This is a genomic window from Aciduliprofundum boonei T469 (assembly GCF_000025665.1).
GTDB classification, from domain to species: domain Archaea; phylum Thermoplasmatota; class Thermoplasmata; order Thermoplasmatales; family Aciduliprofundaceae; genus Aciduliprofundum; species Aciduliprofundum boonei.
The window spans coordinates 785,358-805,901 of record NC_013926.1; the positions used below are offsets into that span (position 1 = coordinate 785,358).

23 protein-coding genes and 1 tRNA gene are annotated in these 20,544 nt (G+C 39.2%); 8 read left to right on the forward strand and 16 right to left on the reverse strand.

What is annotated here, in order from left to right:
- Positions 1-7 precede the first annotated feature (7 nt).
- Positions 8-2,374 carry a DNA gyrase subunit A gene (gene gyrA, locus ABOO_RS04125; protein WP_008082303.1) on the forward strand — a complete coding sequence of 789 codons (2,367 nt, stop codon included), beginning with the start codon at positions 8-10 and terminating at the stop codon, positions 2,372-2,374.
- Here the strand turns inward: gyrA and ABOO_RS04130 are convergent.
- Positions 2,371-3,375, reverse strand: a complete 1,005-nt coding sequence (locus ABOO_RS04130; protein ID WP_012997234.1) for an archaeosine biosynthesis radical SAM protein RaSEA — start codon at positions 3,373-3,375, stop codon at positions 2,371-2,373. The genes gyrA and ABOO_RS04130 overlap by 4 nt on opposite strands.
- Before the next feature lie 56 nt (positions 3,376-3,431).
- On the opposite strand from ABOO_RS04130, the gene ABOO_RS04135 reads away from it, so the two are divergent.
- Positions 3,432-4,199, forward strand: a complete 768-nt coding sequence (locus tag ABOO_RS04135) for an exodeoxyribonuclease III (protein WP_008082353.1) — start codon at positions 3,432-3,434, stop codon at positions 4,197-4,199.
- On the opposite strand, the gene ABOO_RS04140 is transcribed toward ABOO_RS04135, so the two are convergent.
- Genes ABOO_RS04140 through ABOO_RS04155 form a run of 4 tightly spaced genes read right to left on the reverse strand, consistent with a single transcriptional unit; the run spans position 4,196 to position 6,742 of the window.
- Positions 4,196-4,570: a hypothetical protein gene (locus tag ABOO_RS04140; RefSeq protein ID WP_012997235.1), complete on the reverse strand. Its 375-nt coding sequence runs from the start codon at positions 4,568-4,570 to the stop codon at positions 4,196-4,198. The genes ABOO_RS04135 and ABOO_RS04140 overlap by 4 nt on opposite strands.
- Positions 4,563-5,441: a P-loop NTPase gene (locus ABOO_RS04145; protein WP_008082305.1), complete on the reverse strand. Its 879-nt coding sequence runs from the start codon at positions 5,439-5,441 to the stop codon at positions 4,563-4,565. The genes ABOO_RS04140 and ABOO_RS04145 overlap by 8 nt, the downstream gene beginning before the upstream one ends.
- Position 5,442: 1 nt before the next feature.
- Positions 5,443-6,303 (reverse strand): P-loop NTPase, encoded by an 861-nt coding sequence (locus ABOO_RS04150; RefSeq protein WP_008082152.1) that lies wholly within the window; start codon positions 6,301-6,303, stop codon positions 5,443-5,445.
- Positions 6,304-6,307: 4 nt separating this feature from the next.
- Positions 6,308-6,742, reverse strand: coding sequence for a NifB/NifX family molybdenum-iron cluster-binding protein (locus ABOO_RS04155; protein WP_008082488.1), 435 nt, complete (start codon positions 6,740-6,742; stop codon positions 6,308-6,310).
- A 101-nt stretch (positions 6,743-6,843) separates the two neighbouring features.
- Between ABOO_RS04155 and ABOO_RS04160 the strand changes: the two genes are divergently transcribed.
- Positions 6,844-7,428 (forward strand): hypothetical protein, encoded by a 585-nt coding sequence (locus ABOO_RS04160; RefSeq protein ID WP_012997236.1) that lies wholly within the window; start codon positions 6,844-6,846, stop codon positions 7,426-7,428.
- Here ABOO_RS04160 and ABOO_RS04165 read toward each other — a convergent pair.
- From ABOO_RS04165 to ABOO_RS04200, 8 genes are all read right to left on the reverse strand, one after another.
- Positions 7,425-8,774, reverse strand: a complete 1,350-nt coding sequence (locus ABOO_RS04165; RefSeq protein WP_008082711.1) for a hypothetical protein — start codon at positions 8,772-8,774, stop codon at positions 7,425-7,427. The genes ABOO_RS04160 and ABOO_RS04165 overlap by 4 nt on opposite strands.
- Positions 8,767-9,447: an ABC transporter ATP-binding protein gene (locus ABOO_RS04170; protein WP_008082109.1), complete on the reverse strand. Its 681-nt coding sequence runs from the start codon at positions 9,445-9,447 to the stop codon at positions 8,767-8,769. The genes ABOO_RS04165 and ABOO_RS04170 overlap by 8 nt, the downstream gene beginning before the upstream one ends.
- Entirely contained in the window at positions 9,444-10,196 is a 753-nt protein-coding gene (locus tag ABOO_RS04175) for a dihydroorotate dehydrogenase electron transfer subunit (RefSeq protein ID WP_008082139.1), read from the reverse strand. The genes ABOO_RS04170 and ABOO_RS04175 overlap by 4 nt, the downstream gene beginning before the upstream one ends.
- Positions 10,196-11,095, reverse strand: coding sequence for a dihydroorotate dehydrogenase (locus ABOO_RS04180; RefSeq protein WP_008082723.1), 900 nt, complete (start codon positions 11,093-11,095; stop codon positions 10,196-10,198). Before ABOO_RS04180 ends, ABOO_RS04175 begins: the two co-directional genes overlap by 1 nt.
- A gap of 29 nt (positions 11,096-11,124) precedes the next feature.
- On the reverse strand, positions 11,125-11,595 hold the full coding sequence (locus tag ABOO_RS04185) for a CinA family protein (protein ID WP_008082142.1): 471 nt from the start codon (positions 11,593-11,595) through the stop codon (positions 11,125-11,127).
- Complete coding sequence (locus tag ABOO_RS04190) at positions 11,585-12,097, reverse strand: nicotinamide-nucleotide adenylyltransferase (protein WP_008082501.1); 513 nt, start codon at positions 12,095-12,097, stop codon at positions 11,585-11,587. The genes ABOO_RS04185 and ABOO_RS04190 overlap by 11 nt, the downstream gene beginning before the upstream one ends.
- A gap of 365 nt (positions 12,098-12,462) precedes the next feature.
- Positions 12,463-12,586: transfer RNA gene (locus ABOO_RS04195), tRNA-Ile, on the reverse strand.
- A gap of 41 nt (positions 12,587-12,627) precedes the next feature.
- Positions 12,628-13,704 (reverse strand): VIT1/CCC1 transporter family protein, encoded by a 1,077-nt coding sequence (locus ABOO_RS04200; RefSeq protein ID WP_008082376.1) that lies wholly within the window; start codon positions 13,702-13,704, stop codon positions 12,628-12,630.
- A gap of 85 nt (positions 13,705-13,789) precedes the next feature.
- Between ABOO_RS04200 and ABOO_RS04205 the strand changes: the two genes are divergently transcribed.
- The gene (locus ABOO_RS04205; protein WP_012997237.1) at positions 13,790-14,446 is read left to right on the forward strand and encodes a phosphoribosyltransferase; all 657 of its coding nucleotides are present in this window, start codon (positions 13,790-13,792) and stop codon (positions 14,444-14,446) included.
- Complete coding sequence (hpt, locus tag ABOO_RS04210; protein WP_008082436.1) at positions 14,443-15,000, forward strand: hypoxanthine/guanine phosphoribosyltransferase; 558 nt, start codon at positions 14,443-14,445, stop codon at positions 14,998-15,000. Before ABOO_RS04205 ends, hpt begins: the two co-directional genes overlap by 4 nt.
- Here hpt and ABOO_RS04215 read toward each other — a convergent pair.
- On the reverse strand, positions 14,997-15,338 hold the full coding sequence (locus ABOO_RS04215) for a hypothetical protein (RefSeq protein ID WP_241209818.1): 342 nt from the start codon (positions 15,336-15,338) through the stop codon (positions 14,997-14,999). The two genes, hpt and ABOO_RS04215, sit on opposite strands and share 4 nt — an antisense overlap.
- Positions 15,339-15,495: 157 nt before the next feature.
- Here ABOO_RS04215 and ABOO_RS04220 point away from each other — a divergent pair, with 157 nt between their 5' ends.
- Positions 15,496-16,011 carry a hypothetical protein gene (locus ABOO_RS04220; RefSeq protein WP_012997238.1) on the forward strand — a complete coding sequence of 172 codons (516 nt, stop codon included), beginning with the start codon at positions 15,496-15,498 and terminating at the stop codon, positions 16,009-16,011.
- Here the strand turns inward: ABOO_RS04220 and ABOO_RS04225 are convergent.
- Together ABOO_RS04225 and ABOO_RS08045 are read right to left on the reverse strand one after the other, a co-directional pair.
- Positions 16,008-16,355: a hypothetical protein gene (locus tag ABOO_RS04225; protein WP_008082131.1), complete on the reverse strand. Its 348-nt coding sequence runs from the start codon at positions 16,353-16,355 to the stop codon at positions 16,008-16,010. The genes ABOO_RS04220 and ABOO_RS04225 overlap by 4 nt on opposite strands.
- The gene (locus ABOO_RS08045) at positions 16,355-16,522 is read right to left on the reverse strand and encodes a hypothetical protein (RefSeq protein WP_008081917.1); all 168 of its coding nucleotides are present in this window, start codon (positions 16,520-16,522) and stop codon (positions 16,355-16,357) included. The genes ABOO_RS04225 and ABOO_RS08045 overlap by 1 nt, the downstream gene beginning before the upstream one ends.
- Before the next feature lie 72 nt (positions 16,523-16,594).
- On the opposite strand from ABOO_RS08045, the gene ABOO_RS04230 reads away from it, so the two are divergent.
- Positions 16,595-18,070, forward strand: a complete 1,476-nt coding sequence (locus tag ABOO_RS04230) for an ABC transporter permease (RefSeq protein WP_236614069.1) — start codon at positions 16,595-16,597, stop codon at positions 18,068-18,070.
- A gap of 15 nt (positions 18,071-18,085) precedes the next feature.
- On the forward strand, positions 18,086-20,542 hold the full coding sequence (locus tag ABOO_RS04235) for an ABC transporter permease (protein WP_008082411.1): 2,457 nt from the start codon (positions 18,086-18,088) through the stop codon (positions 20,540-20,542).
- Positions 20,543-20,544: the final 2 nt, after the last annotated feature.

Below are 20,544 nucleotides of genomic sequence, written 5' to 3' on the forward strand. Positions count from 1 at the left end.
GAAATTAATGAAGATTCAAGAGAGGGCAATAGATGAAGAGATGAAGGATTCTTATATGGACTATGCCATGAGTGTGATAGTTTCTCGTGCTTTACCAGATGTCAGGGACGGACTAAAGCCCGTACATCGCAGAATTCTTTATGGGATGTATGAGCTCGGATTGTATCATAACAAACCATATAAGAAGAGCGCAAGAATTGTGGGAGAGGTAATGGGTAAGTATCATCCCCATGGTGATCAGGCCATATACAATACCCTGGCAAGAATGGCCCAGGATTTTTCTATGCGTTATCTCCTGGTGGATGGTCAGGGAAATTTTGGAAGCATCGATGGAGATTCTCCTGCAGCTATGAGATACACCGAAGCTCGACTTGCAAAAATTGCAGAAGAGATGCTAAAGGATATAGATATGGAAACTGTTGATTTCATGCCCAATTTTGATGGGACTTTGAAAGAGCCAGTCGTACTTCCTGCAAGAATACCCAATCTTTTAATTAACGGCTCCTCAGGTATTGCTGTTGGAATGGCCACCAACATGCCGCCCCATAATCTTTCAGAGATAGTTGATGCCTTAATTTATCTAATAGATCATCCAGATGCAGATGTGGATGAGCTTTTGGAATTTGTTAAAGGTCCAGATTTTCCAACAGGTGGTACGATAATCGGTTATGAGGGGCTTGTGGATGCGTACCGAACTGGAAAGGGAAAGATAAAGGTTCGTGCTAAGTATGAAGTAAAGGAGGATAGGATAATAATAAAAGAGATTCCCTACGAGGTGAATAAGAGCACACTTCTAAAGAAGATTGCATCATTGGTTAGAGAGGATAAGCTCCGAGGCATATCTGATTTGAAGGATGAAAGTGACAGGGAAGGAATAAGGATTGTAATAAAAGTAAAGAGGGATATGAATCCCGAGATAGTGGTTAATCAACTGCTCGAGCATACCGATTTGGAAGTTACTTACGGGATAATAAATTTGGTGCTCGTAGATGGTGTGCCTAGAATTCTAAATTTAAAGGAGCTAATGAAGGAGTATATAAGGCACAGGATGGAAGTGCTTGTACGCAAATTGAATTACCAACTCAGAAAGGCAAAGGAGAGGAAGCATATTGTTGAGGGCCTCGTCAAGGCGCTGGGGATGATAGATGAGGTTATAGCCACAATAAAAGCATCTAAAGATGTGAAAGAAGCTACGATTAATCTTGTCTCTTTGGGATTTTCGGAAGTTCAAGCTAAGGCAATACTGGATATGCGCCTTCAAAAATTAACTTCTATGGAGATAGATGCGCTAATTGAAGAGAACAGAAAATTGGAAGAGGATATCAAGAATATGGAATCCCTTCTAGCAAGCGAGGAGAAAAGGTATGGTGTTATCAAAGAGGAGCTCTTTGAGATAAAGAATTTGTATGGGGATAAGAGAAGAACGGACATTTATAAGGGCGCAGTTGAGCGCAGGGACATAGAGGATTTAATTCCAAATGAAGAAGCAGTTATAATTCTAACTGAAAAGGGATATATAAGGAGATTAAAAGTAGATGAGTACAGGGCTCAAGGACGTGGCGGTAAGGGAGTTATGATAAATTATGGGGAGGGCGATTTACCGCGGGATATTACAACAGCAAATCTCCACGATTACCTGATGTTTTTCACGAAGAATGGCAGAGTTTACTGGCTCAAGGCGTATGAGGTTCCTGAGGGAACGAGAAGAAGCAGGGGTAGGGCTATAATAAATATCATACCCAAACTTGGGAGCGATGTGATTCGTATGCTCTCTCTCAATGATTTCTCGGGCTACTTGTTTTTCATAACCAGAAATGGAATAGTTAAGAGGACATCTTTGGAAGAATTTTCAAATCCAAGAAGCACAGGTATAAGGGCAATAATCTTCGATGAGGATGACGAGCTTGTTGATGTGAAAATAACCCATGGGGGAGAGGATATATTCCTATTCACAAAGTATGGAAAGGCAATAAGGTTTAGCGAGGATGATGTTCGCGTAATGGGTAGAACTGCTAGGGGTGTTATAGGCATAAAGCTGCAGGATGGAGATGAGGTCATATCTTCTGCTGTAGAATCTGAGGGTCCATATGTATTCGCAGTTTTAAGCAGCGGATATGGGAAGAGAACTCCAATAGGTGAGTATCGGAGAATAAGAAGAGGGGGAATGGGAGTTAGAAACATAAGCATAAGGAATGCCAATGTTGTAAAAAGTTTGCTGACCACGGAGAATGATGAAGCATTACTCCTAACAAAGAATGGGATGAGCATAAGAATAAAGTTGAGAGATGTTTCAGTAATGGGTAGAAATGCAAGAGGAGTTAAACTTATTAAGTTGGATGATGGAGATGAAGTGGTAAATGTGGCAAAACTCTAATGATTTATAGAGTAATCCCATAAGTAATCTTCATAATTCACAATTTTTCTCCATCTTTCCTTGCAGGAGCAGTTTAAATTCTCTAGTGATTCCAAATTTTGAGTCAGGGAGAAGTTTTCTATAGCTTTAAGGACTTTTTCATCGCATTTACCGCAATTGTGTGCTCCACGGGTTTTACCTCCTGCGGTTGGAAATGATACCACATCAGCATCCAAATTAGCAGTTCTCTTTAGTACTTCAACCACGCTCCATAGCCATGGTGCTCTATACTCTCCTCTACGCCATAGATATTCCACAAGTGTATAATTCTGGATATTCATAGGGTTTACAGATACAATTTCAGAGTACTGTGAGGCGAATTCCACGGAGTATATCGCTTCTTCAATTGCCTGTCTTTCGCTCATAAAAGGTGGTTTTAGGAGAATGTAGGTTTTCACAGGGATATCAAATTCATTCAAAATTTCAGCAGCCCTAACATAATCTTCCACTTTAAATCCCTTATTTATCCTCTTTCTCAAAGTTTCATTATTGGCGCTCTCAAGTCCTAAAGCAACCATTATATTTCCCCTTTCTGCAATTTTCTTTGCTTTCTCCCTTGTTACATACTCTGGTCGACTCTCCACAATTATTCTCTTTGCTGAGGAGAACTTATCGTACAATGCATTTTGAATCTTGGGTGGGACTTCCCAATCATCCAAGAATGAGCCGGAGGTGAATACTTTTACAACTTCTTCGTTCTTATATTTTTCAAATGCCTCGTTGATTTGATTGAGTAAATCTTCATCACTCATCCTTGGATTAGTATCGTTGAAGTAACCGCACATGGAGCATCCTGAATGATAGGCCCATCTGCAACCCTTGGTGCGGAGAATGATAACGAAAGAATCCACAATCCTCCCTTGAAGCCTGTCTTTCTCACTCCAAACAGAGATTAAATTTCTTTTATCCTCTCTCTTAGCTCTTTTTCGCAACTCTCTTATGAATCTTTGAAATTCGTCCATTGAGGGAAGATTGGGAGATAACATAAAAACTTATTTACGCAAAACTATTTACTCTTATGGAGCTTCTTTTGATCTCTTGGAATGTAAACGGCATTCGTGCTTGTGTGCGTAATGGTTTTCTTGATTTCTTAGAGAAGTACAAGCCAGATATTTTGGCTTTGCAGGAGATAAAGGCTACCGAAGATAATATACCCATAGAGGTTCGCTACTATCCAGATTACCACAAGTATTGGAATCCTGCAAAAAAGAAGGGCTATGCAGGCACAGCACTATTCACAAAGATTGAGCCTTTAAATATCAAATTTGGAATAGGCGAGGATAAGTTTGATTCTGAAGGGAGGGTTATAACTGCAGAGTATGAGAAATTCTACCTTGTGAATGCATACTTTCCAAATTCTCAGCATGGCTTAACTCGGTTAGATTTCAAAATTGAGTTTGATAAATTGATTCACTCTTATCTTAATGAGCTGAGAAAGAAAAAGCCGGTAATTCTATGCGGAGATTTCAATGTTGCACATAAGGAGATAGATTTGGCAAATCCAAAGCAGAATGTGAAGAATGCCGGATTCACACCACAAGAGCGTGCTTGGATGGATGAGTTTTTGCAGGATGGGTACATTGACACATTCAGGATGTTTACAAAGGAAGGGGGGCATTACACTTGGTGGACATACAGGTTTAAGGCAAGGGAGAGGAATATAGGATGGCGTGTGGATTATTTTGTTGTTAGTGAAGAATTAAAAGATAAAGTGAAAAGCTCTTGGATTCTGAGCGAAGTTTATGGTTCAGACCACGCGCCTATTGCTATGGTGCTCGATATTTAGAGATCTTTATAAAGGGGAGATTTTAGAACTCTTAGATTCAACTCAGTATCGTTTAGGTCGCAGATTTCATCGAGCAGATTATTTAATGTATTTTCAACATCATCTGGCAAATTCACGGGAATATCTTCCTTTAGAACCAAGTATCCATAGGGCTTTGCTTCTATTTTCTCCACAGGTAATTCCTTTATTATCTCTGCTAGTTTATTGCTCGTGAGGCCATATTCTGTTTTTTCGTAATCCAGAGAGGTTAGCTTTTTTCCTATCTTTTTAATGTATTCCATATCAAGAAGCGCTAAAATTCTGCTTATATGGAATGGATGTAAACCATTGCATTCTCTAAGCAGGTACACAATGAGGTCTTTTTCAATCATTAAGCCACCCCCTTACTATTTGGGCAATTCTTTTTATCTCCTTACTCGCAGGGGAATCTGGAGCGTACTCCACCAAAGGTTTCATATTTGCCAGGGATTTTGGTATAGAGGGGTCATAGGGGATACGTCCTATTATCTCAACATCGTTCTCTTTGGCAAAATCTTCAATCCCTCTATATCCAGGGTTCATTCCGTCCTTGTTTATTATTAGGTAAGATGGGATTCTAAAATGCTGTGCAAGCCAATAAACTCTTTTTAAATCGCTCAAGCTTGATGGAGTTGGCTCTGCAATTAAAATTGCTTTATTAGCTCCGCTTAAAGAGGCTATAACTTGGCATCCTATACCTGCAGCAGAGTCCACAATTATGTGCTCTGCTTTTCCCTCCTTTACCCAATTTTTAGCGATATTTTTTTCCTCTGTTACCAATTTTCCACTATTTGGCTTGCCAACATCAAGCTCTGCACTAACTAACGGTCCATATTTTGTGTTTGCAATTCTAATCCATCCTGAAACTGTATCATCTATTATTATGGCATCTTCAACAGGGCAAACTGCCTTGCATGCGCCGCATCCTTCGCATAGATACTCCTTTATTTTATGCTGACCATTCTCTATATAAATAGCTTCATAAATGCAAATATTGTCACAAACTCCACAGTTTATGCACTTATCAGTTATGGTTGCACTCTTTGCAGATATAACATCTCTTTCAGAATCCCATTTCTCCACATTTAATACGAGATGCAAATTGGGAGCTTCCGCATCTGCGTCAACAGCTGCAATTTTTAAATCTTTAAGAAGGGAAATTAGAGAGCCGGTAAAAGTGCTTTTTCCTACGCCTCCTTTTCCGCTGGCTATTACGATTTCCATTTTATAGCACCTCCTCGATGCGCTCTACGATGCTCTCAAATATTTTTGCAGCTCTGCTATCAGGGAATTTTTCAACTACAGGTACACCACTCACATAACTCTCCAGTATTTCATCAAGCATGGGAATCTCCGCTATTATTTCAGCATCGTAATTTTTCAAGAGCTCATCATGAGAAATCTTGCCAATATCACTACGATTTATAACTATCCATGCCTTCAAATTCAGCTTTTTAAGGAGTTTTAGTATCATTTCTAAATCATGTCTCCCAAGAGGTGTTGGCTCTGTGACGGTTATGACTATATCAGAGTCCTCTATAGCTGCTGCCACATGATTCCCCGTTCCGGGCATGGTATCAAAGAGGTATATGTCAGCGTCAATATCCATGGCTCTTTGCCTTGCGGCTAACACTGTTGGATAAGAACGCTCCTCCCCCTCGGCGAGAACGCCAGTAACTAACTCTAAATTATCCTTCACTTTTGTTCTGTATGTGTGGCCTACGAGGCGATAATCGTCCAGTATGGCCCCCTCCTCTGGACATACTAACTGGCATGTGCGGCATCCGGAGCACAGGGTGGGCATTAGAAATGGATAACCTTCCTTGAATTGTAAAAGGGCGTTTTCTGCGCAGTTCTCAACGCATAATCCACATTTGGTACATTTACTGTAATCAAATTTTGGTTTGAATAGGTTTACATCTTCCTCATTCTCGAGCTTTGTTGAAAGGAGAATATAATCGTTGGGGCATTCAACATCTGCATCAACAAACACTACCTTATGCTTTTTAGATAATAGCAACGCCAGATTCGTTGCCACTGTGCTCTTTCCTGTTCCACCTTTTCCGCCGGTGACGGTGAGTTTCATTAAATCACCAGCCGCCACGACCTCGTCCCATGTCTCTTCCCATTCCTCGACCTCTGCCTCGTCCCATACCTCTGCCCATACCTGGACCACCAACAGGTTGAGCAGGTGCGAGGTTACCTTGGAGATACATATTTACCGCATCCCCAATCTTTACTGGTGGGGAGGTATACATTTCCACACCTCCCATAGATAGAACTTGAGCAGAGTTTGGACCGATTGCCCCAGCAATCAGAACTTTGCAACCTTCATTGACCACCGTCTGGCCAGCCTGCATTCCAGCACCACTTGCTGCCGCTGCACCGGGATTTGGTATGACATAAACATTTTTTATTGAATTCCCTTCTGTTTCAACCACTGTAAATGCAGGACATCTTCCAAACTGCATACTTACCGTATCTTCAAGCCCACCATTTGAATCTGATGCTACACATATTTTCATTCGGCTCACCTAAATGGTGATATGTGCAGGGTTTATAAATCTTATTGGATATTTTTGTATATTCTGAAAAATTTAAATACTCTTTTCCTTTCCTCCTCATAATGAGAAAATTGATAATCGCATTGGTCATGGTATTTCTACTTATCGTATCCTCTGCAACCGTTATTGGAGCACCCAACAAGAAGACTAGTAATAAAAATAAGTTCCCCACTATAACTGTGATATTTTCTGATGGAAAGGTTGCCGATATAACGGGTAAAATGTGGGCCACTACTATTATTCCCTATGTTGAAGGGAGAATAAAGGATTATAAATGGGAGCAAAATCCGGATATTGCACAGTATATATTCTTCGATAAAGCTTTAAAAGGGCTGAATCCCTATGGCCTTGATTTCATAAAGGCTTTAGAAGAATCAACCTATGAGCAGTTCCAGCATAATATATTTATTCCCCTTTCTAATGCATTGAACAAAACGGCAAATTTGGACTCAGACCATGATGGCTATACGAATATTGAAGAGCTTAATAATGGAACCTTGCCCGGATTTGCAGATAGCCATCCCGGTATGAATAAGAAAACATTTTGGGGACAGTATGGTGGATATATAATAATAGGGGTTTTGATACTCTCTATTTTTGTCCTCTACTTTGTTTTCAATAAGGAAAGTGAGAAGGAGAAACTTTAAAAATAAACCCATCTCCTTTCAATTCTTTTGAAGTTGTAAAATGTTAAAAGGAGCATAAAAGATGCTGTTATTGCAACAGTTATTATTGAATAAATTGATATTTCAAAGGTTCCTATTACAAGAATCATTCCAGGTATTATGCTGTACATACTGAATTTTAGCACGATCCCTGGATTGAAGAGCAGGCTCGTTATTTTTGGACCTGCTATGTATGCTGTTATGGATAAAAGGTATATGCTGTTTAAGTAAAATAATCCCAAACTGGCAGGAAGCAACTCTAAAGAATTTATGCTAAATCCTATAATTATTGGAATTGAAATTATGGATATTATGATTAGATAAGCTCCAATATGGGTTTTAATCACATTTGAGGCCTTTAATGGTAGGCATTCATAGTATCCAAAATCCTCAAGGATGGTGAGCCAGCTGTATATGACTGCAGAGAATATAGAGAGCATAACTGCCATACTCATTGGATTGTAAACATTCTTGCCCATGCTCAGATTTATTATTTTCACAAAAATCAAGAGCAATAGCATGGGAAGAAAATATGTGAATAGGGATTTTACAATAATGCCTCCTCGGATAACATCTTCCATCTCCTTTGCCAGTTTTATGTCCTTGAATATTCTTTCGTACTTTTTGAGGGCCATGCCTTTTTTTCTTGAAACATCCTTTAGTTCATTCGGGGTTAAGATATATGCAGATAAGGAGAACAAAGTAGTAAAGATAAGAGAGATTAAGAGCCAATACAAGTTCTTATTGATTTGGAACAAAGCCGGGGGAAAAGGGGAGATGGAGAGCATTACGAGAATTAGGTAAATCAGCAGGGATGAAAGAAGGAGGTAGTATAATGCTCTTCTTCTGTACCAAAGAGAGAATGAAAGATAACCGAGGGAATACCCGAGAAACATTGAGATAAAAATTGTTATGGAGAAAATGGAAATTTGATAAATGTTCAATCCTGAAAATGGTAGAGAAATTAACAATCCGATTATTGTTGGGAGGAGGAATAGGAGAGTGTAATAAATAACATCTCTCAGAAATAAGTAAAAATAGTTCTTCTTCTGTGATATCGGTAGATAAGATGTTATAGTTGTTATGGATGCCCTCTCTTTACTCCTTCCTAGGAATTCAAAGGAGCTCACTCCGAATCCATATATAAATGTGCTTACCGTGTTTATTATTATAAATTGCTTGTATGGGAAAATTGTAAAGATCTCACTAAGAAATGATGCACCAACAGCTACAAAGAATATTATGTACAATGGGAAAATTATAAGAGAGTACTTTTTTGCGATGGAAGCGTGTCTTCTGTACTCTTCAATTAGATAATATTTAATCATTTTCGAATTCCCTCAGAAATATATCCTCCAAGTTTTCAAGCTCATCTACGATTTTAATTATCTTTCCATTTTTTATTATTCCTACCCTTGTGCAAATCTTCTTTGCAAGTTCAATTATGTGGGTAGCCATAAATATGGTGTTTCCTTTTTTTGCATAAGAAATTATGTAATCCCTAATCTTCTTCTGGTAAATTGGGTCAAGATTTATGAAGGGCTCATCTAAAAAGAGCAGTATTGGCTTATGAATAAATGCTGTAGCAATCATCAATCTCTGCTTCGTTCCCTTAGATAAGTCCTTGCATACATTCTTTCTATAATTTTTTAACTCAAAATCTTCTATCATTCTATCCACAGCAGAATTATCCAATTTTCTTATTTTTGCTACAAAGTAAAGGTATTCCTCCACGGTGAGGTAATTTGGAACACTTTCGTTCTCTGGTACTATCCCAACGAGTTCTCTAACCTTTATTGGTTCTTTTAGGGGATCTACCCCTGCTACTCTGATTCTCCCTTTCGCAGGAGTTTGACCTGTTAGTACTTTTATAAGCGTGGTTTTTCCGGCGCCATTTGGACCCAGTAATCCAAAAACCTCTCCTTTTTTCACCTCTAAATTTAAATCCTTGAGAACATGCTTGTTTTCGTACCACTTGTTTAGAGAATGTACTGAAATCATATTGGAACCCTTCTACCCGAACTATCTCTCTTATACTTTCCCAAATCTTTCATCTCTGCAAGCTCTTTATTCGAAAACACAGGTCCATCAACGCATACCCTGTATCCATTTATACTGCAAGAATCGCAGATTCCTATACCGCATTTCATCAATCTCTCTAAGGATGCCTGTACCTTTATCCCTTTTTCAATTGCCATATCTATTATTTTTTTCATCATAATCTCGGGGCCACAGGTATAAATGATTGAGTAATCTCTCCTATCCATCACTTCTTTTGCAAGCTCCGTTGCAAACCCTTTGAACCCAGCAGAACCATCATCTGTTGCTATATACACATTTCTATCCTTGAATCTGTCCAGAAATAAAAGCTCCTCCTTTGTTCGAGCGGCTATTATTATATCTCCCTTAACTCTCTCAATTAATGGAGCAAGAGTTGCCATACCACTGCCACCACCAATTATCAAAGCATAGCCATCCTCGATTTTGAACCCTCTTCCATAGGGGCCTCGTATCCATAGTTTGTCCCCCTCTTTCAATTTATGCATTGCACTCGTTCCTTTTCCTATTTTTTTGACTGTAAATGCTTTCTCATCGCCTATGTAAGAGATGCTCATCGGGAACTCGTCCACTCCGGGAAGCCAGATCATGTAGAATTGTCCCGGCTCTGGCTCGCTATTATCCTTGAAGAAAAATGTCTTAATTGTTGGTGTCTCCTCTTTTATTTTTTCTATTTTTACAGCCCTATACATTATCTCACCTGCGCTATTCCTACAATATCTGAGATTTTAGAATACCCATTTTCATTCATCCACTCTTCTATCTCCTTTGCAATTTCTTTAAATACTTCTATCCCTCGAGTGTATAAGGCAGTGCCTATCTCCACAGCAGAAGCACCTGCCATTATGTACTCTATTGCATCCCTACCATTTTCAATACCGCCTACACCGATTATCGGTTTCTCTATCTCCCTATAAACTTCATATACAGCTCTCACTCCAATGGGCTTAATTGCCTTCCCGGATAATCCACCGAACACATTTTTTAGAACGGGTCTCTTTGCATCAATATCAATGGCCATAGCCTTTAGAGTATTAATTAACACGAAAGCATCCGCATTCTCAGCTGCCTTTGCAATTTCCACAATATTGTTCGTATTGGGAGTTAATTTTGCCCAGACTGGGATTTTTACTGCTCTCTTCACAGAATTAATAATTTCTTCTACAAGTTCCAAATCTGTTCCGACCTCCATGCCATAACCCTTAGCATGGGGACAGGATAAATTTAATTCAACGGCATCTGCACCATAATCTTCCATCTTTTTGGCAAGGTACGAGAATTCTTCAGGATTGGAGCCGAATATACTTCCTATTATTGGCACTCCTCCTTCTTTTGCGATTTTTATCTCATCTTTATAATTTTCAATTCCTGGATTTGGAAGGCCCATGGCGTTGAGAAGTCCACAGGGGAGTTCATAGACAACAGGATTTTCATATCCCTCTCTGGGCTCTTTGCCTATGGATTTTGTAACTATACCTCCAGCACCATTCTTTGCAATTCTCAGCATGGTCTCTCCTGATTCGTCCAGTATACCAGATGCAAGAATAAGTGGATTTTTAAGGTGCAATTTGCCAATATCTACATCGAGCATATTAAGATTAAGGAGAAATGCATATTAAATCATTTCGTGAGCATAATTACGGCATCTTCGAGGGCCTTATTGGCTATTTTGTCTTTTATTTCCATTCTTTTTCCTTTGAATACATATTTTCTCACTTCTATGTTCTCTCCTATCTTTACACCTATATAAACTAGCCCAACGGGCTTATCTTTTGAACCACCGGAAGGCCCGGCTATGCCTGTAGTTGCTATTGCCACATCCGCTTTGAATAAATTGCTCACTCCAATTGCCATCTCCCTTGCGCATTCTTCGCTCACCGCACCGAAATTCTCCAGTGTCTCTTTTTTAACACCCAATATATCCATTTTTATCTCATTACTATATGCTACAATCCCACCTAAAAAATAAGAGGATGCTCCGGGTACATCAGTTATCTTGCTTCCAACCAATCCCCCTGTGCAAGACTCGGCAACAGCTATTTTTAATCCTCCCTTTTTCAAAATTTTTCCTATTTTCTCTTCACTCTTCATCACTCTCAGCCAACTCCCTCAAACGAGAAATTCCATCGATTTCTTTTATTGTTCTTGCAACCATCTCAGGCACGAATTGCTCCCATGGCTCTCCGTGTATAATCCTCCTTCTTATCTCCCTGCCAGAATACTTCTTTCTATCGTAGAATGGAGGAGTTTCAATCTTGTATCCTCTCTCTTCAAACAATCTCTTTATTAGGGGATTATTTGCAAAAACAACATCAAATGGTGGGGCTATGCTCTCCACATGTGCGACCCAGATTGAATTGCGATGCAGGTCCTCTATGGGCACTAGGTAATAATTGTGAATTCCCTCAGCCTCCAAGCTTCTTGAAATCATTAGATGCCTCTCACCTGCTGTGAATGGATTATCGAGCGTGTGAGAATACTGGGCACTTCCTATGCCCACAATTACATCTTCGTACTTTGAAACTATGTATTTTATCACTTCCAGATGTCCTTTATGAAATGGCTGAAATCTGCCTATTATTAAAGCACGCATATTTGTAAATCTCTTTATATGAAATAAACTTTTTCAAGAAGGGGTACCAAGCAGCGCCCTGTATACCAGGGCTAGCTCACAATTTATAAAATTGCTTCATTTTTTATTTCTAAACTTTCTCTTTGAAATTTTCTATGGTTGAAAATGTAAGATGCTTCTTTGTCTCATATAACTAATTCAAAAGTTCTTTGGGGGTAAATGAGCATCGTGAGATACGAACACGCTCTGCGTAGCAGGGCAGTGGCACCTTTCTTTGTAAGAAAGTGGCTCTAAGAACCTACAGTGGGTTCTTATCAACTCCAGCAACCCAATAATAAGTTTCTTTCCGGATGAAACCGCTTTCTTTTTTAAAGAAAGGGGTTCAGTGGGGCCGACCGGATTTGAACCGGCGACCTCCCGGTATCTGAAAGCCCCCTTTTACGGGTAAAGCCGCTTTTTTAAAGGGGCTTCTATCAGCCGGGTGCTCCAACCATGCTAAGCTACGGCCCCGTGCGGAGTGTATTATATTTCCCTATTTAAAACTTTTTTGCTTAGAATGATGCACCGAAGAATATGTTTATTACATAACCGAATAGGTATGAAAGAGTCGCAGCTCCCAAACCAAGCACTACCATCTCTGCAACTTTTCTTTTTATGGATATGCCTGACATGACAGAAATTATTGCTGAAACTATCGCTAGAGCCAATCCTGCTAAGAAAACTGAGAAAGGAAGAGCAATGTAAGATGTAGGTGCGAAGAAATATGGAATAACAGGGAAAAACACACCGAGGATATAAGCTAAACCTGTATAAAGGGCAGCCCTGCCCTCATCTATATCCTCCTTCGGGATTATGTTTTCAGGTTTACCCTTTTTCACTATGTAATCTGCAGCAGTATCGGAAACCTCACCTGCTAATCCCATTTCCTCTAATTTCTCTTTCACTTCCTTTTTTGCCCTTTCTTGGGATAGGGAGAACACGATGCTTAACCTATTCCTTGTTCCTTCATTGACTTGTCTTTGAGAGCGAACTGATACATAGGTACCGATACCCATGGATAGGGCTCCAGCAACGCCCACAATCAATCCACTAAGCCCAACAATCATAGGATTGTTCACATATACTGCGGATAATCCTGTGACTGCACCTAAGAGCTCTACAAGACCATCATTCATTCCCAATACAAGGTCTCTGATGTTTTCGGCATGAAGCAATTTTTTCTCATTTTCAAAGATTTTTTCATGCTCTAACTCGTCGAGTATTATATTCCCTAATTCTCTTTTTTCCTCCTCACTGAGATTATAATCTTTGTAAAAATTGTAATAGGTTGATACTGTGGAGGACTCCGTGGCCTCAAATAGGGATACCATGTAGACAGAACCTAGGAGCAATTTAAGAATTCTTAATGAAAATTTTTTAAAAGAGCTTAATCTCACATCTTTTACCCTTTCTCCCCTTTTTTCTACAAAGTTTTTCCAGAATTCGGCATGTCTTTTTTCAATATTGGCTAAACCCAAGAGCTTGGTCTTCAATTCTCTCCTCTTCTCTAAATGTCCAAGATATTCGTAAATCAATGAATCCCTCATTTCATTTTGGTAGAATTTTTTTGCAATGGCTATAATGTCCATCGACTCTAAATATGTGTGCGATATTTAAAATTTTAAGTACCATAATTTTTATAACATTTGCGGAGATTACAATCTGGTGAAAAATATGGTTGAAAGGTTCAGATGCCAGCTTGTTTCTTGGAAAGACATAGAAAGATGGTCAAAGAACATAGTTAAGGAGGTTATGAAAAGCGGTTATGAGCCTGAAATTGTAATAGGACTTGCCCGAGGAGGGCTCGTACCCGCAAGATTGATTGCAGATTATCTTAACATCAAGGATTTATATGCTGTAAAAACAGAGCACTGGGGATTAACAGCTACACCTGATGGTAAGGCAAAGCTTGCCCAAGGGTTGCAGATAAGTATTGATGGTAAGAGAGTGCTGGTGGTGGACGACATAACTGATACGGGACAGAGTTTGAAACTAGCAGTTGACCATATTAAGGGACATAACCCCTCCGAGATAAGAAGTGCGACTTTATTGCATATAACACATTCAAAATATGTCCCCGATTACTATTCTGATGAAGTGCCCGAGGATAAATGGACATGGTTCATTTTCCCATGGAATGTTTATGAGGATATGAGAAATCTCATTCCAAAGACATTATACGGGCCAAAGGATAGGTATGAAATTAAAAATGCGTTAAAGGAGCAGTTTCAGATTGATGTGCGCATAAGGATAATATCCGAAGTGTTGAGAGATCTTGCTAAGCGAGGAATTATAAAGAAAAATGGTAATAAATGGGAGTTGGTAAAATGAAACTTTTAAAAGAGTCTCTCAAGAATGCACCGGTAATAATGAAGGGAAACTATCCATATTTTATCCACCCGCTTACGGACGGAATTCCAGAGATAGATCCTGCCGTGCTCAAGGATGCTGTAAATGAAATAATAAAGGTAATAGACATTGATAATTTTGATAAGATTGTGGCAGTAGAGGCCATGGGTTTACCTATTGGTGTTGCTCTCAGTATGGAACTAACGAAGCCCATGACGGTCATAAGAAAAAGGCCCTATGGCTTATCTGGAGAGGTCATGGTTGAGCAGCAGACAGGATATTCTAAAGGTAAGTTATATATAAATTCCATATCCTCTCAAGATACCTTGCTCTTGGTGGATGATGTTCTAAGCACAGGAGGTACAATAACTGCTGTGGTGGACGGAATAAAGAAGATAGGAGCAAAGATAAGTGACATAGTGGTGGTTGTTAACAAAAACAGAAACATCAAAGAAGTAGAGCAAAAGATAGGATTTAAGATAAAGACAATAGTAAATATAGAAATAGTTGATGGAAAGGTTAAAGTTTTAGACTAAAGCGTTTTTTCCATTATCTCATCTATTTCTTTTTGAAACATCTGGTATAAATTGGATATAAACTCTTTTTTTACATCTGGAGGCAACGAAATCACACCAAGTTCACCCAAGGCCTTTGTGAGCAGAGTAGCTGCTTCAATTTCTTTCACCTTCGCATTTATATACATCATCATTGCCTCCCTCATTTCCTCTTTTATCTTTGGGTTCTCATTCATTTTTTCTTTTATATATTCTTTCATCTGGTCTTTCATGAGATCTCTAAGAACTTCTAGCATCATGTCCTCAGAGGGCATTATTTTCTCCGTGTCTTTTAATAACATTTCAATATTCCTCACCATAAGGATAGATATGATCTTATTTGATAAGTAAATTTCTCAATGGCTTCCAAACTCCTCCTATTTAAAGTACTTGCCTATGAATTCAACTCACCCACAATGAGGAAAAAGTTAAATACTTTAAAGTTCATTAATCTAAAAATATATATTGGTGGTTTAAATGGTTCAGGGAGCATCAATAAGGCTTATAATAGATTATGTATCGAAAAAGAAGGGAATTGAAGGGTTAAATGCTTTGAGAGACATTGTTAATAAGGATAGGGTTATATTTATGAAAGAATCAGATATAAAGCACAATGAAAATTACCCCGGGCATTATCTTGCCAAAATTTTAGATGCTACAGTAAAAATTTTTGATGAAAATGAACTTCAGGAAATGGGCAAATATTTTGGTGAGCATATGGATGTGAATTTTAAGGGTATTTTGGGCAAATATCCCCCTAAGAAAACAATGGAGAATATTGTGCTTGTGATGAGAAAATATCTGCCTATTTTCCACACAGGATATAAAAGTATAACCTCCAAATCATATTGGCTATTGGTTTCAAAGCTCAAAAAGGAGTACTATCCTTTCATAGACGGAATAACTCAAGCACTCTTTGAGAAGCATGGGGGGATAAGAGAGGTTAAAAAGGCCTACGAGGAGGATAGAATAGAATACACACTTAAATTTTAATATTTCTCAGAAAAAATTCTTATTACGCTGTTTTGGATTATTGTAGATGCCAAGGCATCATCTATCTTATCAAAATCCACATCATCCTGAGGAGAAATGGCAATTATTTCATTTCTCTCTCCAAGAACCCAATGCACAACTATGTTTCTTTCGTTTTTAATTTCTAAATATCCTTCTGGGTATGTTGGAGACCAATGATGTAAAAAGTCCCCTGAAAAAATACTTTTAAAGTAATTTTCTAGGCTAGTTGGGCCTAGGGTTGTGGTTATATCTATCCAAACCCATGGGGAGCTATATTCCTCAATAACGCTTCTAAATTTTTTCTCATCTTCTTTGGAAAACATCAAAGTACACCTTCAAACTCTTGCTGCAGTTCAATCATAACTTGGTCAAGTACCTCCTCAAATGATATTCCTCTGTACTCTCTTAGACCTCCTAGAGGGCTCTGCAATTTTGCTACAAACACGCCATTTTCCTCCAAGAATTCTATGCTGCAAAGACTCTCCTCCATGTTATCACCGAGCCCGCTATTGCAATGTTCTATAAAAAATATTCTGCTGGGGATTGAGTAAAGTTTAAATGTATGATTACCATTGTAGGGCAAAGTGGTAGGTGGTTAATCATGGCTGGATTAGGTCCTTATTTGGTTAAAAGAGCAATTCAAGCAGCGATTACGATATTTGTTGTTACCAGTATTATATGGGCACTCTTTGAAGCTATGCCGGGTGATCCAACTGATGCTTTTTATGCAAATCCAAATTATAAGGCAGAAGATATTGCGAATATGGCTGTATCTTTTGGTTTGGCCGATAAGCATGTGGAAACTTTGACTGCTAAGGCTTTCACTCCGGTACCTGCTTCTCAGATACCCAATTCCAATCAGCAGTATTCCTATTTCTACACGATATTATCTTTTAATCAAAATCCAAGAGCCGTGTCTATGACTCTGAACGAAAGTTATGAGTATGGTAACAAAACGGTTCAATACGGCATCTATGTGTTTTCATCCCCTGAAAAGGTTCCGTTGGATAAAATATACTTGAAGAACTCATCAAATGCTGAAGTGCCATCGCAGTACAAGTATCATTGGACTTCTTATGATAAGCTTGGAAGCTCTATTCAGAGCGTTGGCGTGCTACCAAAGAAGTATGTTTATGTTCTTATTGAAATCCCTCTGAAGGGTGTTCAGATTTCTCCTCAGATGAAAATAGCTCTTCTCTATGTTACGGATAAACCCCTTTATGAGAGGTATGTATTTTTCTTGAAGGATATGTTTACCTTGAATTTTGGAATCTCTTCTATTTACCATGAACCCGTTTGGACTATTTTGGAGCAGAGAGTTCCAAGGACACTTCTATGGTTTGGCTTGGCTACTTTGATAACATATGCTATTGGTATACCTCTAGGAACATATATTGCATGGAGAAGAGGTGGTGCCGCGGAGGGAGCGGTAATAGGATTCAGTCTGTTTTTCTACAATATGCCATCTTTCTGGCTGGCATTAGTGTTCTTGTGGATATTCTCCTATAGTTTGGGTTGGACCCCTATAAGCGGATTTGCCAGTGAGGGCTATACAGGTCCTGGCTCAACATGCGCTCAGCTTGGTATATGCCCTGGAAATCCATTCTACTCTATAGTGGATTACGGATGGCATTTGATACTTCCTCTCACTGTTATAGTTCTCTTAGGGGTTGCGGGAGTTATACTGCTGCAGAGAACTTCTATGCTTGAAACACTTGGTGAGGATTACATACTCACAGCTAAGGCAAAGGGCTTGCCTGAAAAAGTGGTTCGAAATAAGCATGCTAGAAGAAATGCAATGTTGCCAATAATCACATCTTTCGTTCTCTCACTTGCCTACGCTATAGGTGGTGCTGTGATTCTGGAACAGATATTTTCATACTACGGTGTGGGGTACACATACCTACAGGCGCTGATGGGTCAAGATTTCTTCTTGGCTGGAGCTACGCTTTATATAATATCATTGCTAGTCATATTTGGTAATGTGCTGGCTGATGTGTTGTATGGTATCCTTGATCCAAGGGTGAGGTTGCAATAAAGGAGGTGTAAAGAAATGGCAGAAGTATCAAAGTGGGACGAAATAAGAAGGCATATGAGTAGAAGCCTAAAACAGGGTTGGAAACTTTATAGCCAGAGTAAGTATGGTGTAGTAGGGCTTGCATTGATTCTGATATTTGCGATAATGGCAATTTTTGCTCCATTCCTCACTCCTTATTCCCCTCAGTTTGAGGCACCTTCAATAGATGCTTTAAGACCTTATGTTTATGCATTTAATACTACTGCACCTGTTGAGGACATTGCCATAGGGTATACTCAGTTAACAACAGCACCATCGGAGGGTGGTAATTGGATAATTCTTAACTACGGCAAGAGTATCCAGGGTATATTCATCCAGGATCCTTCTAGAGTTGGAATGCCTAATAAAGATCCTTGGGGGACCAACTCTTTGAGATTCACTTTGAATCTAACAGATATTCCTGGAATAGGTGCTGATGAGACAGTTACAAATATTGCTTTTCTCTCCCCATCAACATCGGATCTTCAGTATCACTACAGCGGTACAGGTCAAGATCCAAACTGGGATGGAGAGCTGGTGTTCACAACTCAACATCATCTGGTTATATACGATATATATAATCTTAAGCCAAAATCCAATTATGATAGGGTGATTGTCAAGAGCTTGCCCTACATACCCACATGGCTCGTGGTTGATACAACATCTTCTGGAAATCTTGAGGTGCCAGTTGTTTATGCGCCAGGTTCTGCGGTATTCCCTTCTAGGTTCATAGGTGTTGGAGATGAGTATCATGCAAATCTTTACTGGTATTATTACACATATTCAAATGATTCTTATCTTCCAAATGCACAGCAATGCTTGTACCCTGTTCTAAATCAGAATTACACGGAGAAAATAATAATGAAGCCATTTCTATTCTACAACGATTATCTTTACAACGATAATCTTTCGAAGGATCAAAATGTGTTTATCGTTCCTCTTGAGACAAAGACTGTGGTCTACAAAGGGTTTGATACACACACCTATCCTCTACCATTCCCCACTCCTGGTGCTCTTCCGTTCGTTCCAAGGCCTAATGTTGTTGAGACAGTTCTTAATTTCCCGCTAACTGCTGAGCCAGGTTACTATGCGGGAAGTCCAAATTTAGGGAAGAATTACATATTCCTACCTGCTCAGAGCAACGGTAATGCAGTTGTTTATGTGATGAATCCTGCTGGTTCAAATGGTCATGTGGTAGTTGAGAATGACTGGACAATGAACATGGGAAGAGGTATGGTAACAGCTTCACCATCAGTCACATATTCTGGAGGAAATTTCACAGTATTTAATGCAAAATATGTGAGCAATGAGGATATGAGTTATGTATATGAGTATATGAAGGGAACAAACACAAAGTTTGAAATGGTCCCAATAAATAGCACCAAGAATGGCGCCATACCCGTTAATTCTAAGGTTGTTATGCTGGTAAATATGATACTCCAGAATGGAGAGATGCTTGCCCTTACAAATGGAAACGAGTTAACCCTTTATGTGTTGGATTTTTCTGATTATCAAACAACTGGAAAAATGATTGTTAGTAAGTTTATGTACTATAACAATTATACCAAGAAATTGTCCCCATTCCCATATCCTCCGGGAAGCAAGCTATCTTACTTTGAGTACATGGGAACTCTATCTGGCTCAAAATATTCTCCTACTGCGAGCTCCAATGTGTATACTTTGTATTACTGTAATGATACCAAGACTGTAGGTCTCTTAAATCCAAAGGGTACTAATGTTCTTCCTCTCCCGCCAGGTAAGTATTTCAGCGGTAACTGGTACATCTTGGGTACAGATGATAAAGGTCATGATATATGGACTTGGTTAGTATATGGCTCAAGAGTGGCGTTTATAGTGGGTATTCTAGCAGCATTTTTCTCCGTGATGATAGGTACGCTCTACGGTATATATTCAGGATATAAAGGTGGAGTTGTAGATACTTTGCTAATGAGATTTGTAGATATTATGCTGACACTACCTGGTTTGCCCATATTGTTGATATTGACTGCTATCTTAGGTCCAAGCATATGGAACATAATTCTAGTCATATCTGTGTTGGGATGGTCCGGAATAGCCAGGGTTATAAGGGCACAGACACTCTCTCTGAGATCTAGGCCATTTGTGGATGCTGCTAGAGTTGCAGGAGCCAGCAATACTAGGATAATGGTATCACATATATTCCCCAATGTGTTGCCTTATTCCTTCCTTTACATGACTCTTGGAGTCGCCGGTGCTATTCTTTCAGAAGCTGCTCTGAGTTTCCTAGGTTTGGGAGATCCAAAGGCGATATCTTGGGGACAGATGTTGTACAGTATACAAACTGCAGGAGCAGTTATGTATGCATGGTGGTGGCTATTGCCTCCAGGTCTTTCAATTACACTGATATCGCTTGGATTCTATCTGGTTGGCAGGGCATTCGATGAAATTCTTAATCCGCGCTTGAGGAAGAGGTGATC